Consider the following 12,788-nt stretch of genomic DNA (forward strand, 5'->3'; position numbering starts at 1 on the left):
GCCAGGCACGCGGCCTGTCACCGGCGCGTGATGCGGAACATGGGTGAGTGGTCCGGCTGGGTCGTGACGACGCCGAGCGGGACCACCGGATTTGCGGTATCGGCGAGCTCGACACGGAAGGCGCCGATCAGCCGGGCCAGCGCCAGCACGGATTCGGCTTGCGCGAACGGCGCGCCGATGCAGACGCGCGGACCCGCGCCGAACGGCAGGTAGGCGAAGCGGTCGGGCGCCTCGTTCGACATGAAGCGTTTTGGAATGAACGCGTTCGGCTGGTCCCACAGCTTCTCGTGCCGGTGCAGCAGCCAGGGCGCGATCATGATGATGTCGCCCTTGCCGATCTCGATTCCGGCCGCATTGTCCTTGTCGCGCGCGGCACGTGCGACCAGGAACGCCGGCGGATAGAGCCGCATGGTCTCGTCGATCACCGCGCGGGTGAGCTTCTGCCGGTCGATGTCGGCCATGCTGTCGAGATGCTCGCCGCGCGTCTCGGAGGCGACCTCCTCTTGCGTGTCGGAATCGAGCGCGAGCAGATAGAGCGCCCAGAACAGCGCCGTGGCCGTGGTCTCGTGACCGGCGAGGATCATGGTCGCGACCTCGTCGACGAGTTGCTCGTCGGAAAAACCCCTGCCGGTCTCAGGATCGCGCGCAGCGTCCATGAGATCGAACAGGTCGCGCGGCGGCGCGCCGTCCTTCTTGCCCATCGTGCGCCGCTCGGCAATCAGCATGGCGACGAACTCGGTCCAGCGCTTGCGGAAACGGGCGCGGGCGAAATCCATCGGGCTCGGCCAGGACACCGGCAGCAGCATGTCGAGGAAGTACGGCCGCCCCAGCCGCGCGGCATATTCCACGATGAAGTTGCGCAAGGTCGCGCCATGCCGCTCCATGCCGAACGAGAACATCGTGCGCCCGGCGATCTCCAGCGTCATGCGCTGCAAGATCTCGCGCAGGTCGATATCTTCCCCCACGCGCGCGTCCAGCTTGGCGATGGTCTCGTCGAGCACCGCCGTCATGTGCGGAACGAGGTTCGCGGTGGCGCGCGGCGTGAAGGCCGGCGCGAGGGTGCGGCGCTGGAACGTCCAGGAATGACCCTCCGCGATCAGGAGCCCGTCACCCAGCACCGGGCGCAACATGCGGATGCCCGCCGGCGTGCGCGTGTAGTTTTCGTAGTTGGTCAGCAGGACGTGCCGGATCGCGTCCGGCTGGTTCAGGATGAAGCTGTTGCGGAAGAAGAAGCGGCCCTTGATGACGTCTTCCTCATAGGCACGCTGGCCCCAGGTCGCGATCATGTTGCGCCGGATCACGGCGAGACGGCCGAAGAACGACATGTCGTCGGGCGCACGCGGAGGAGCCGGAGGGATGATGGGCCGACGCACGCTGGCGATATTCATGGCTCTCTCCCGCAGGGTGTACGCAGGCAAACAGCTAGTAAGTCAGCTCGGCAATCGCAATCCTGTTCTCCTGGGCGGCCCAGGCGCGCGCCACAATCCGTTCTTCGCCGAATTGAGCCACGATGTTACGTCCAACCTCGCCGGCTGCAAGCCGCAATGTTGCCGCCGAATCGGTCGGCACGCCCGGCTTGACATCGGCTGGCTCCTTGCCATCCAGCAGCACCACGTCCCGCGGCCGGCCGAAATAGCCGCGCGGCCGCGACATGATGACGACCGCGCCGGCGTCCTTGTCGGACGGCCCGAGCGGCCGTGCGGCGCGCAAATGGACGACGTCCGACGAGCGCGGGAAGGGCGAGCGATAGATGTGCGTGATCGGCGCGCCCGGCGACGTCAGAACGAATTCGAGCGACCAGGAGGGCTCGACCTGCGCCGGCCCCCAGCGGCCGTCGGCGCCCGTGGTCGCGCTGTGCACGGCGCCGCCCTTGCGCTCACCGGTGTCAGGATCGACGCGGAAGATATCGACGGTTGCGCCCGCCACCGGCCGATTGGTCGGCACGCCGCCGGGCGTGCCGGTGACGAGGCCGCTCAGCCTGACGACCGGCTCCGGCACGATTGCGATGCGCGCGGGTTCCCGGCCGGCGATGAACTTGTAGATCTCGCGAAATGCCCTGGGGTGAAAGGCCACCTCGCGATGGTCGAGCGCACCGAGCACGAGGTTGGTGGCGCCCTTCAGCTCCGGCCCTTCGTTGGTGACGCCGGTCGGCGTGCCGGGCTTGCCGATGAAGCGGCCGTCGGCCTGGGCGTATTTGTCCATGCCGTCGCTGCGCAGCGTCAGGAAGGCGACGCCCGGCGCCACCTCGCTCTCGCCCTCGTTGAGCGCGCGCAGGAACGCACCGCGGCCGTTGAACTCGCTGTTAGGCTGGTCGTCTGTTGCAAACACGCCGTGGTTGGGCGTGCCGCACAAAACGGCGTGGCTGACGTCGCCGGCGCCGCCATTCTTGATCACGTTGCGAATGGCATAGCCGCCGCGCGAGCTGCCGACCAGCGCGACACGCGCCGCGCCGGTCCGGCGCTTGAGCTCGGCGATGGCAGCCGTGAGCTCGCGGCGCTGGTCCTCGGTCGAGGAGCGGTTCGCCTGCTCGACCTTGTCGTCGGTGCGCGCATTGGGATCGGTGAAATTGATCGCCGCCATGCGCTCGCGCGCGACGCCGTTGGATTCCATCCGCCACAAGGTCGTCATCCAGAGCGCGTCATAGTCGCCATTGCCGTGCACGAACAGGATCGGCGGCACCTCATTGCCCGGCGTGGCAGCTATGGTCTGGGCGATTGCGCCCGTCCGCAAGCTCGCACTTGCGAAGGGCAAGCTGCCGGCCCCCAGCAGGATCATCCGTCGCGACAGCTTCATCTGTTCCTCCCCGGCAAACCGTCTCTTTGCACCGCTTATAGCGGCCTAACCACTGGACAGCGAAGGACTTTCGCAGGCATCAAAGAATTTGCCGGAATTGCCTAAGATCGCCCAGGACCGCTTCTGCCAGCCCATATGGAAGGGGATATGACCGAGCAGCCAAACCGTCAGAAGATGGCCGCCGACGGCATCACCGCGCCGCTGCGCTACACCGTGTTCCGGCGCATCTGGCTCGCCAGCCTGCTCTCCAATCTCGGCCTGCTGATTCAGGGCGTCGGCGCAGCCTGGGCGATGACACAGATGTCGGCATCGGCCGACCAGGTGGCGCTGGTGCAGACCGCCCTGATGCTGCCGATCATGCTGATTTCGATGCCGGCCGGCGCCATCGCCGACATGTATGACCGCCGCATCGTCGCGCTGATCTCGCTGTCGATCGCGTTGATCGGCGCCAGCGCGCTCACCGTGCTGGCCGGATTTAATCTCATCACCCCGGAAACATTACTGGCCTTCTGCTTCGTGGTCGGCAGCGGCAACGCGTTGTTCGGCCCGGCGTGGCAGTCTTCGGTCAACGAACAGGTGCCGCCCGACGCGCTGCCTTCGGCCGTCGCGTTGAACGGCATCAGCTACAATATCGCGCGAAGCTTCGGTCCCGCGGTCGGCGGCGTCATCGTCGCCGCGCTTGGCGCGGTGGCCGCGTTCGCCTGCAACGCGATCCTCTATCTTCCGCTGTTGGTGGTGCTGCTGCTCTGGCGCCGCTCGGTCGAGCCTTCACGGCTGCCGCGGGAAAAGCTCAATCGCGCCATGGTCTCGGGCTTCCGCTACATCACCAATTCGCCGCCGATCAAGATCGTGCTGTTGCGCACGCTGGTGATGGGCCTGATCGGCGGCGCCATCATGGCGCTGATGCCACTGGTCGCGCGCGACCTGCTGCACGGCGGTGCGCAGACCTACGGCATCATGCTCGGCGCCTTCGGCATGGGCGCCGTGATCGGCGCGCTCAACATCCACGAACTGCGCAAGCGCATGAGCGGCGAGGCCGCGATCCGCGCCTGCACCATCTCGATGGCGTTCGCGATGGCCGCGCTGGCCCTGAGCACGGAGCCGGTGCTGACGGCCGCGGCGCTGGTGCTGGCCGGCGCGGTCTGGATGGCCGCGATTGCGCTGTTCAACATCGGCGTGCAGCTCTCGGCGCCGCGCTGGGTCGCCGGCCGCTCGCTCGCTGCGTTCCAGGCCGCGATCGCCGGCGGCATCGCGATCGGCGCCTGGGGCTGGGGCCATCTCACCGACTACGCCGGTGTCGAGGTCGCGCTGCTGACCGCAGCCGGCCTGATGCTGATCTCGCCGCTGCTCGGCATCTGGCTCACGATGCCGCGCGTCGGCGCCCGCAACGAGGATGCGGACATGCTGGCCGATCCCGAGGTGAAGCTGTCGCTGACGGGCCGCAGCGGGCCGCTCGTGGTCGAGATCGAATATCGCGTCGCGCAGGAGAACGCGCGCGCGTTCCACAACGTGATGCAGGACGTGCAGCTCTCGCGGCAGCGCAATGGCGCCTATGGCTGGTCGATCGCGCGCGACATCGCCGATCCTGAGCTGTGGACGGAGCGCTACCACTGCCCGACCTGGTTCGACTACTTGCGCCAGCGCAACCGGTCGACCCAGTCGGAACGCGCGCTGCATCAGCAGGCGATCGGTTTCCACGTCGGCCCCGAGCCGGTGCGGATCCGCCGCATGCTGGAGCGGCCGTTCGGCTCGGTGCGCTGGCAGGAAGAGACGCCGGATCGCGCCAGCGGCGAGGTGCTGCCGGTGGTCGCGACCGCGGCGGGAAGCAGCACTTAGTTTTTGTTTCGTCATTCCGGGGCGCGCGAAGCGCGAGCCCGGAATCCATTCCTCTCAAGAATTTGCCGCCCGATGGATTCCGATCACTGCCCGTGCTCGGCCAGCACCTTGTCGCAACCTTTGCTCAGCCGCGTTCGATTCTGCTTCAGGCAAGCGAGCACGGCGCCGTCGCCGTTGTTCATCACGGGACGGCAGAAGCGCGTGACGTCGCGCGCGCAGGCATCGTGGCCGGGCTGCTGCTGCGCGGATGCGACCGAGGCGCACAGGAGCAAAGGAATGATGAAAAGAAATCTGGTCATCGCGTAATGCCTCTTACCCGGAAAGACGTGCGGGGAAGCTAGTGCGACGATCCCGCACCTGCAACGGCTTTATTGCCGGGCGGGAAGGATGCCGCCGCAGGGCCCCGGCATGACGCCGGGGTGCATCGCGGGCGGGGAGCTGGCCGGCGCGAGGATCGTTGTCGTCGCGCGTTGTTACTGGCTGACCTCGGCGTCAGCGACCTTGCGCGAGGCGCCCTTGGCGAGATTCTTGTCCATCACCGCGCGGCAGCCGGCGCTTAGGTCCGAACGATGCTTGATCATGCAGGCCGTGATCTTCGGGATGTTGGGGATTTCCGACGAGCACAGGCGGAAAGCATCGCCAGTGCACATCTGCTGCGCCTCGGCCGAGAAGGCGAAGCTCGAGCTCGTCGAAGCGATCGAGACGATGGCGGCAATGCCCAGAGCCAGGCTGGCGTCGCGCAGACTGGCAGAGAAGGACTTGGTGCTCGAAGACTTGGTCATTTGAAGCTCCCATTGGCACCGCGCAGAGCGGGCCCGTTGTTGATGGGAACGACGATGCTCCGGCAAAACAGTTTCCACCGTGATGACCGTCACGCGGCCCACCTCGACTGTGACGTCGGTCACGTTGGCGCACCGCCCTGAAATTCCTGCACAACCGCCGTCGCGTTGGTGTCACGTTAACTGTTACTTCGCATTAATGGCGTGTCGCGCGGGAAATTCCGCAGGTTTGGTTGCGTAATTGGAAAGAGTAGCGATGCGTAATGCGTTGGGCCTGATGCTGGCCAGTGTAGTTGCGGCGGTCGTGATCGCCGCCGGCGGTTGGTTTTATTATTCCGCGCGCGCCGATCAGGGCGCTCCCAAGACAATTGCTGCCCGTGCCGCCGATCCATTGCCGGCACCGGCGAAGCTCGCCGCCAGGGATGACGTCGAGACCACCGCGACGGTGGCGGCCAAGCCGGCGGCAGCCGCGCCGGCGCCCGCTCCCGTCATGCCGGTGCAGCCGAAGCAGGCCTGTGCCAATCCGAACGCGCTCGGCGTCTCCCGCGTGGTCGAGATCGACACGACGGGCGGCCCCGGCTTCGGCTTCGATCATTTCAAGCAGTTCGACTTCCTAACCGAGAAAGAGGTCGTGTTGACCTTCGACGACGGTCCCTGGCCGGTGAACACGCCCGCGGTGCTGAAGGCGCTCGCCGACGAATGCACCAAGGGCCTGTTCTTCTCGGTCGGCAAGCACGCGACCTACCATCCGGAGATCCTGAAGCAGGTGCTGGCCCAGGGCCACACGGTCGGCACGCACACCTGGTCGCACGTCAATCTGAACGGCAAGAAGATGACCGAGCAGATGGCCAAGGACGAGGTCGAGAAGGGCGTCAGCGCGGTGAAGTTCGCGCTCGGTGCCAACCCGGCTCCGTTCTTCCGCTTCCCGCAGCTTCAGCACAATCCCGCGATCGTGAGCTATTTCGGCACCCGCAACGTCGCGATGTTCTCGACCGACGTCGATTCCTTCGATTTCCGCAAGGGCGCCACGCCAGAGAAGATCATCGAGACGGTGATGACGCGGCTCGACAAGCTCGGCAAGGGCATCATCCTGATGCACGATTTCCAGAAGAACACCGGCATAGCCCTGCCGGCGCTGCTCGCGCGCCTCAAGGCCGGCGGTTACAAGGTCGTGCAGATGAAGGCCAAGACCACGATGCAGACGCTGCCGGAATATGACGAGGCGCTGATGAAGGACATGAAGGTGCCGACGGCAGGCACGAATACGCGTCCGATCGCGAGTGTCGTGCAGACGATTTCGCAGTAAGAGCGACCATCACTTCGACAACGCTACGGCCGGGCTTTCGCCCGGCCGTTTGCGTTGGACGAGAGGCTCACCAATAGATGCCGTGCCGATGCAGCTCGCTGATGATGCGGCGCTCGGTCCAGCTGCGCTTGGGCTTCGGCTTGTCTGAACTTGCGGTTTTCTTGGCGGCCGGCTTGGCCGTTGCGACCGGCGCCGGGGCGCTGGTCGGCGCGGTGGTCGCAGGTGCGGCTGTCGTGGCCGGCGGCGCAGACAGCGTCACCGCCGGCGGACGATCGGAATATTTCGGCGCCTCAATGGCCGGCGCAGCTTCGCTCGCCTGCGCCGTGGTTGTGGTCGTCGACGCGGTCAGCGGAGCGGGAGCCTGAGCGCCCGACGCTGCAAGGGACAGGCTGCGGGAGCCGGCTGCCTGGGCCGATGCGGCACTCAGGACCATGGCGGCAACCAGAATGATCTTGCGCATGTGAAATCTCCCCGTGTTGGCGTGATCGGGACATTACGGACAACGTGCTCGGGGTTAAGTGATTGGCCTCACATAAGCGCGCCGCAATTTCGAACCGACCGGCCGCGGTCAACACCCGCGCCGATGGAACCCGCAGCGTTACGTCCGGAAAACTCGTGCGGTTGAGCAGGCGAACGCCCTTTTCAGCGTCCGTGCTAGCGACGGATCGGCGCCGAGCCCACCGCGTCAGATCCGCAAACGCGACCAATCTGGAGTGAAAGCTTTGAAACCCCCGACAACCTGTTCGGCACGAGGTTGTCACCCATGTCTCAGGTACGATTTGCTACCTATGTGCCCGGGCCGGACAATCGAGGCGCTGGTGCCGCAAGAGGGATTCGAACCCCCGACCCCGTCATTACGAATGACGTGCTCTACCGACTGAGCTATTGCGGCGAACCCTGTCGGGACCCTGGCGATGCCGGCCCCGATACGCGCGCTCCTGATATCGGTCATGGCCCGAATTGGCAAGGACAAGCCGGCTTCGAATTGCGCTCACGCGCCCCAGCGTGACCAGAACCCGCGCCACCCTCCGGCCTGGGCCTTGGGCGTACCGATTTGTTCCGTGAATTCATCGCTCGGACCCTCGTCGTCGATCCCGGGATCGTCGGGGGCCCGGACGAGGGGGATGACCGCCGGAATCGGCGCTGGAGCGGGTTTGCCGAGGTCGGCGCGGGTCCGGAACACCGGGGTAGCCGCCGGCGGCGATGATTCGGCGGGCTCAGCAACCGGCTGGACCGGCTCGGCGGGCGCGACCGCCGGCTCTTCCGTCACCGTTTCCTTGGTGGATTCTTTGGCGGCTTCCTTGGACTCGGGCGGCGTATTGTCCTGGGCGGCGGGAGCCGGGGTTTCCGGCGCGGGCGGTTCCGCCGGGGCTTCGCTGACCGCCGCCGTCACGCGCTTCGGTGGCGGCGCCGCCAGCATGGCTTCCTCGAAGGCCGAGGACTCGATCGTGGTGCTCCTGTCCGAGGGCAGGCTCGCGACCGGCGTCTGCCACTGGAACGCATCGAGGCGGCCGGTGACCGGGGAGACCGGGCGCCAAGTGTCGCTGACGTAACCGTCCGCGGTCCAGGCGGGATCAAGGCGGGCGCGCACCGCGCGCAGGGTCCAGGCGCGGGCGCGGCCGCTATCCCCATGCTCGGCGCGCTCGATCTCGGCCATCAGCAGCGCGACGCGCTGGGTCGGATCGCCGACATAGGGCGCGAGCACCTCGCGCGCGCGGGCGAATTCGGAGGCATCGATCGCGGCGCGCGCGATCGCGAGCTGGCCCTCGACATGGCCGGGCTTGTCGGCCGGCGTCTTCGCGGCGAGGGTCTCGATCCGCTGCAGGCGGTGCCAGGCGGTGTCGCCGAGCTTCACATGCGCATAGGCCTCGGCAAGATCGGGATGCGGATTGGCGAGCCAGGCGGCTTCCACCAGCTTCATGGCGCGGCGCACCTGATGCGCCTCGCTCTCGAATTTCGCCGCGAGCACCGCGGCCGGCACCAGCGTCGGCGCAAGCTTGACCGCTTCCATCGCGCTCTCACGCGCGACGTCGCGGTCCATGGTCTCCAGCTCCAGCGCGCGCGCCGTCAGCAGCACGCCGCGCTGCCGGCGATAGGTCTGCTTGTCGATCTGACCTGCGCGCAGATTCGAGTCGAGGATCGCGAGCGCGCCGCTCCAGTCGCCGCGCGCGCAGCGGAAGCCAAGCACCGCATGCGAGGCCCAGGTCGAGGCCGGCGACAGCTTGATCGCTTCCTGCGCGATCAACACCGCGCCGACCGCATCGTCGGCGCGCTGCGCCTCGATGAACAGGCCACGCAGGCCGAGCAGGCGCGTGTCCTCGCGCTCGGCCATCACGCGGAAGACGCGCTGCGCCTCCTCGCGATTGCCTTCGAGCTGCGCCGACTGCGCGTGCAGCAGCAGCGCGAGCGGATCGTTCGGTGCATGCCGCCGCGCCGCTTCGGCGTGACGGCGGGCGAGTGCGGAATCGCCATGGCCGATCGCGAGCAGGCCGTGAGTGATGGCGTTGCGGCCCTTTGCCTGGCGCTTGTCTTGGCGGCGCCGCCGCAGGCGCTTCGGCGTGCGCCAGACCATCGTCAAGATGCTCCAGACCAGCACGACAGCCGCGGCAAACAGGCCGAGCAGGAACACGAATCTGGGAAGCGTCGTCGAGATCCGGAAACTACCTGCGGTCAGCACGAGATCGCCGGGCTGGTCGGCAACCCAGGCCGCGCCGGCCGCCGCCAGCGCGATCAGGACGAGAAAGAGGACGATGCGAAGCATGACGATCCCTATTACGCGCCGATTGTTGCGCGAATCTTATTGAGCAGGCTTGGCCGGATCAGACTTGGCCGGATCAGATTTGGCCGGATCAGATTTGGCGAGATCCGCCATCGCATCGTCGGCGAATTTGCGGGACGCAGCGAGCGCGGCGTCGCGGGCATCGGCCTTGTCGAGCCAGACCTGCGCCGCTGTGCGATCGGCCTCCGGCAGCGACTTCAGCTCGCGCCGCGCCTCCACGAAATCGTTACGCAGCGCGGCCGCCGTCACGCGCGCCACGATCGCGCCGCGGTCGTTGCCGACGCCGTCGGTGCGCTCGATGCGGACCAGTTTTGAGGCTCCGGCCTGGAGACGCTCGACGATGCCGGCACTCGCGGCCGGGGCTTCCGCCGGCGGCGACAGCTTCGGCACGATGGTGAGCAGCTCGCGGCTCAGCGCGACCTGCGTCGGGATGCCCGACGATGCGAACGTGTCGAGCGGCTTCAGCGTGTCGGGCTTGGCTGCCAGCGACCGCGCCGCGGCCAATTGCTGCTGATAAGGATCGCCGTGGCGAACAGCCACGTCGAGCAGAGCCGCCGCCACCACGCTACGCAGCCGCTTGTCGTCCTTCGCCGTGGCATCGGCGATCTTCTCGCCCTGTTGCGCGAGCTCCGCCCGTTCGGCCCTGCTGGCGCGTTCGAGCTGTGCGAAGCGTTCGTTGAGCGCGGAAAGATCGGGCGCGGCAGCACCTGGCGCGGACTTCACGTCGTTCAGTGCACTCGCCGTCTTGTCGGCCTGCGTACGCAGATTGGCGACGTCGCTCCGCAAACTGCCGATCGATTTCTCGATCGCGTCGATCCGCGCCGCCATGGCCGGATCGGTCACGGGCTTGCCGGCCTTGGCCTCGACCGCGCTGACGCGCCCGCTCAGCGCGTCAACCGTCGCGCTCGTGACTTGCGGTGCGGCAGGCGGCGCCTGCACCGCCGGCCAGCCCAGCATCCAGCCGACCGCGATCACGATTGCAGCCGCGGCAGCGCCGGAGAACGGCGCAACGACCCAGGGCGAAATCGACGATGCCGGAGCCTGCGCTTCGACGCGCTCCGGCTCTGCGTCAACCACGTCGGGTTCTGCCTGTTCAGACGCGGCGTGCTCCGGCGCTGGCTGGGTCTCGGGCTCGGCCGCCGTCTCCTGCGGCTGGGTCGCGACTTCGGTGGCTTCGAGATCAATGGTGGGCGGAGTGCGCTTGGCACGACCGCTGTCGGGCGCCAATCCTGCGTCTTCAGGCTTGTCGTCGGCCATCGTGACGGTTCCTCACACTTCCATATCAAGGTGAACTAGATTGCATCGGATTCGGCCCGACCTCTTACGCCAAACGGGTCCGCAAAGCACGCTCCAAGGTGGCAAACAAGGCATTTTCGTCCGGTGTCGCGGCAACCAGAACCTGCGACGCGCCGGCCTCGCGCAGCGCGCCCGCGACCGCCTCGGACAGACAGCATTGCGGTATCGCCAGCGCCGAGATTTCGACGCCTTCGTCCCGTGCCGCATCCAGGAACGCCCGGGCGCTACGCCGGGAGTAGTGCAGCACCGCCTCGACCCCGTGGGCGGCAAAGCCCTCGCAGACCTCGCGCGGCAGATGCTTGACGGGCGTCATCCGATAGGTGGTCTGCGTGACCACGGAGAAGCCCTCCGCATCGAGCTCACCGCCGAGGTCGCGCGACAGATCCGCGCCCGCGAGATACAGCAGCGTGCTCTTCTTCTTCAGCACCTTGTCGCGCGCGCTCTGCATCACCTTGTCGCGCAAGGACGCGGCATCGCCGCCGGCGACGATCACCCGGGTAAAGCCGGCGTCGCGCGCAGCAGTGGCCGTATGCTCGCCGACCGCAAACAACGGTAGCTCCAGCAGACCAAGGTCGCGCAATTGCGGCGCGACGGCGCGGATCGCATTGGCCGACGTGACGAGGACGGCGCCGTAGGGAGCTTCACCTTTGTCATGGAAGGCGACCGGCTCGAACTTGAGCGCCGGCGCAAGCAGCACCGCATGCCCCCGCGCGCGTAGATTGGCCGCGGTCGCTTCATTGTCGGGATGCGGCCGTGTAACAAGAATGGACATCGCTGCTGTTCCCGAACCAATTGGCGGTGACGCACGACCCGGACGGCTTGCTTCGTGACGATTGCGCAATCTGGTCCCGGAATGCTACCGGACGTACCAGAACTCTGCTTTACGGATGAGCGCAAGGGCGCAAATTGGATAACAATTCGCCAATGCTGGTGCTGGGCATCGAAACCACCTGCGACGAGACCGCCGCGGCTGTGATCGAACGCGCCTCTGACGGCAGCGGCAGGATCCTGTCCAACATCGTGCGGTCGCAGATCGAGGAGCATGCCCGCTTCGGCGGCGTGGTGCCGGAGATCGCCGCCCGCGCCCATGTCGACCTGCTCGACGGCATCGTCGATCGCGCCATGCGCGAGGCCGGCATCGGCTTCGGCGAGCTCGGCGGCGTCGCGGCCGCCGCGGGGCCGGGCCTGATCGGCGGCGTCATCGTCGGGCTCACCACCGCGAAGGCGATCGCGATGGTGCACGACACGCCGCTGGTCGCAGTGAACCATCTGGAGGCGCATGCGCTGACGCCGCGCCTCACCGATGGCATCGCGTTTCCCTATTGCCTGTTTCTCGCCTCCGGCGGCCATACCCAGATCGTCGCGGTCACCGGCGTCGGCCAATATGTGCGGCTCGGCACCACCGTCGACGATGCGATCGGCGAGGCCTTCGACAAGGTCGCGAAGATGCTGGGCCTGCCCTATCCCGGCGGCCCGCAGGTCGAGCGCGCGGCGGCGAGCGGCGATGCCACCCGCTTTGCGTTCCCGCGGCCGATGCAAGGCAGGCCCGATGCGAATTTCTCGCTGTCGGGATTGAAGACGGCGGTGCGCACCGAGGCGAGCCGATTGCCAGAGATCACGCCGCAGGACATCAGCGATCTCTGCGCGAGCTTTCAGGCTGCGGTGCTCGAATCGACGGCCGACCGGTTGAACGTCGGCTTGAGACTTTTCCGCGAGAAATTCGGCACGCCCTGCGCGCTGGTGGCCGCCGGCGGCGTTGCCGCCAATCAGGCGATCCGCGGCGCCCTCGACGAGGTCGCACGGCAAGCCGGGACGCAATTGATCATGCCGCCGCCCGCGCTCTGCACCGACAATGGCGCGATGATCGCCTGGGCCGGCGCCGAGCGCCTCGCGCTCGGGATGACCGACACGATGGACGCGCAGCCGCGGGCGCGCTGGCTGCTCGACGCCAACGCAACGGCGCCGGCCGGCTACGGCAAGACGCGGGCGGGATACTAGA

Annotated in this window: 11 protein-coding genes and 1 tRNA gene; 3 read left to right on the forward strand and 9 right to left on the reverse strand. The window is 67.3% G+C overall.

Going from position 1 to position 12,788, the window contains the following annotated elements; genetic code table 11:
- Positions 1-17: 17 nt before the first annotated feature.
- Positions 18-1,388 (reverse strand): cytochrome P450, encoded by a 1,371-nt coding sequence (locus K410_RS0102515; RefSeq protein WP_028133377.1) that lies wholly within the window; start codon positions 1,386-1,388, stop codon positions 18-20.
- Between the two features lie 34 nt (positions 1,389-1,422).
- Positions 1,423-2,793, reverse strand: coding sequence for a hydrolase (locus K410_RS0102520; RefSeq protein WP_028133378.1), 1,371 nt, complete (start codon positions 2,791-2,793; stop codon positions 1,423-1,425).
- A 147-nt stretch (positions 2,794-2,940) separates the two neighbouring features.
- Here K410_RS0102520 and K410_RS0102525 point away from each other — a divergent pair, with 147 nt between their 5' ends.
- Positions 2,941-4,629 (forward strand): MFS transporter, encoded by a 1,689-nt coding sequence (locus K410_RS0102525; RefSeq protein WP_028133379.1) that lies wholly within the window; start codon positions 2,941-2,943, stop codon positions 4,627-4,629.
- A gap of 83 nt (positions 4,630-4,712) precedes the next feature.
- On the opposite strand, the gene K410_RS0102530 is transcribed toward K410_RS0102525, so the two are convergent.
- Both K410_RS0102530 and K410_RS0102535 read right to left on the reverse strand, forming a co-directional pair.
- Entirely contained in the window at positions 4,713-4,928 is a 216-nt protein-coding gene (locus tag K410_RS0102530) for a hypothetical protein (protein WP_028133380.1), read from the reverse strand.
- Between the two features lie 174 nt (positions 4,929-5,102).
- Positions 5,103-5,411, reverse strand: a complete 309-nt coding sequence (locus K410_RS0102535) for a hypothetical protein (protein WP_028133381.1) — start codon at positions 5,409-5,411, stop codon at positions 5,103-5,105.
- Positions 5,412-5,664: 253 nt separating this feature from the next.
- Between K410_RS0102535 and K410_RS0102540 the strand changes: the two genes are divergently transcribed.
- On the forward strand, positions 5,665-6,714 hold the full coding sequence (locus K410_RS0102540) for a polysaccharide deacetylase family protein (protein WP_028133382.1): 1,050 nt from the start codon (positions 5,665-5,667) through the stop codon (positions 6,712-6,714).
- Between the two features lie 67 nt (positions 6,715-6,781).
- On the opposite strand, the gene K410_RS0102545 is transcribed toward K410_RS0102540, so the two are convergent.
- From K410_RS0102545 to K410_RS0102565, 5 genes are all read right to left on the reverse strand, one after another.
- Entirely contained in the window at positions 6,782-7,174 is a 393-nt protein-coding gene (locus tag K410_RS0102545) for a hypothetical protein (RefSeq protein ID WP_028133383.1), read from the reverse strand.
- 356 nt (positions 7,175-7,530) lie between these two features.
- Positions 7,531-7,606 (reverse strand) — tRNA-Thr (locus K410_RS0102550).
- Positions 7,607-7,705: 99 nt separating this feature from the next.
- Entirely contained in the window at positions 7,706-9,475 is a 1,770-nt protein-coding gene (locus K410_RS0102555; protein ID WP_028133384.1) for a heme biosynthesis HemY N-terminal domain-containing protein, read from the reverse strand.
- A gap of 36 nt (positions 9,476-9,511) precedes the next feature.
- On the reverse strand, positions 9,512-10,750 hold the full coding sequence (locus K410_RS0102560) for a COG4223 family protein (protein ID WP_028133385.1): 1,239 nt from the start codon (positions 10,748-10,750) through the stop codon (positions 9,512-9,514).
- A gap of 64 nt (positions 10,751-10,814) precedes the next feature.
- Complete coding sequence (locus K410_RS0102565) at positions 10,815-11,561, reverse strand: uroporphyrinogen-III synthase (protein ID WP_028133386.1); 747 nt, start codon at positions 11,559-11,561, stop codon at positions 10,815-10,817.
- A gap of 158 nt (positions 11,562-11,719) precedes the next feature.
- Between K410_RS0102565 and tsaD the strand changes: the two genes are divergently transcribed.
- Positions 11,720-12,787, forward strand: coding sequence for a tRNA (adenosine(37)-N6)-threonylcarbamoyltransferase complex transferase subunit TsaD (tsaD, locus tag K410_RS0102570; protein ID WP_196236047.1), 1,068 nt, complete (start codon positions 11,720-11,722; stop codon positions 12,785-12,787).
- Position 12,788: the final 1 nt, after the last annotated feature.

Origin of the sequence: Bradyrhizobium sp. 22, from assembly GCF_000482425.1 — a bacterium.
In the GTDB taxonomy this organism is placed as follows: Bacteria; Pseudomonadota; Alphaproteobacteria; order Rhizobiales; family Xanthobacteraceae; genus Bradyrhizobium; species Bradyrhizobium japonicum_B.

What these genes read in the sequence shown, in the direction of transcription:
- K410_RS0102515 (WP_028133377.1), bottom strand. Translation starts at nt 1,388, where the DNA reads ATGAATATCGCCAGCGTGCGTCGGCCCATCATCCCTCCGGCTCCTCCG.
- K410_RS0102520 (WP_028133378.1), bottom strand. Translation starts at nt 2,793, where the DNA reads ATGAAGCTGTCGCGACGGATGATCCTGCTGGGGGCCGGCAGCTTGCCC.
- K410_RS0102525 (WP_028133379.1), top strand. Translation starts at nt 2,941, where the DNA reads ATGACCGAGCAGCCAAACCGTCAGAAGATGGCCGCCGACGGCATCACC.
- K410_RS0102530 (WP_028133380.1), bottom strand. Translation starts at nt 4,928, where the DNA reads ATGACCAGATTTCTTTTCATCATTCCTTTGCTCCTGTGCGCCTCGGTC.
- K410_RS0102535 (WP_028133381.1), bottom strand. Translation starts at nt 5,411, where the DNA reads ATGACCAAGTCTTCGAGCACCAAGTCCTTCTCTGCCAGTCTGCGCGAC.
- K410_RS0102540 (WP_028133382.1), top strand. Translation starts at nt 5,665, where the DNA reads ATGCGTAATGCGTTGGGCCTGATGCTGGCCAGTGTAGTTGCGGCGGTC.
- K410_RS0102545 (WP_028133383.1), bottom strand. Translation starts at nt 7,174, where the DNA reads ATGCGCAAGATCATTCTGGTTGCCGCCATGGTCCTGAGTGCCGCATCG.
- K410_RS0102555 (WP_028133384.1), bottom strand. Translation starts at nt 9,475, where the DNA reads ATGCTTCGCATCGTCCTCTTTCTCGTCCTGATCGCGCTGGCGGCGGCC.
- K410_RS0102560 (WP_028133385.1), bottom strand. Translation starts at nt 10,750, where the DNA reads ATGGCCGACGACAAGCCTGAAGACGCAGGATTGGCGCCCGACAGCGGT.
- K410_RS0102565 (WP_028133386.1), bottom strand. Translation starts at nt 11,561, where the DNA reads ATGTCCATTCTTGTTACACGGCCGCATCCCGACAATGAAGCGACCGCG.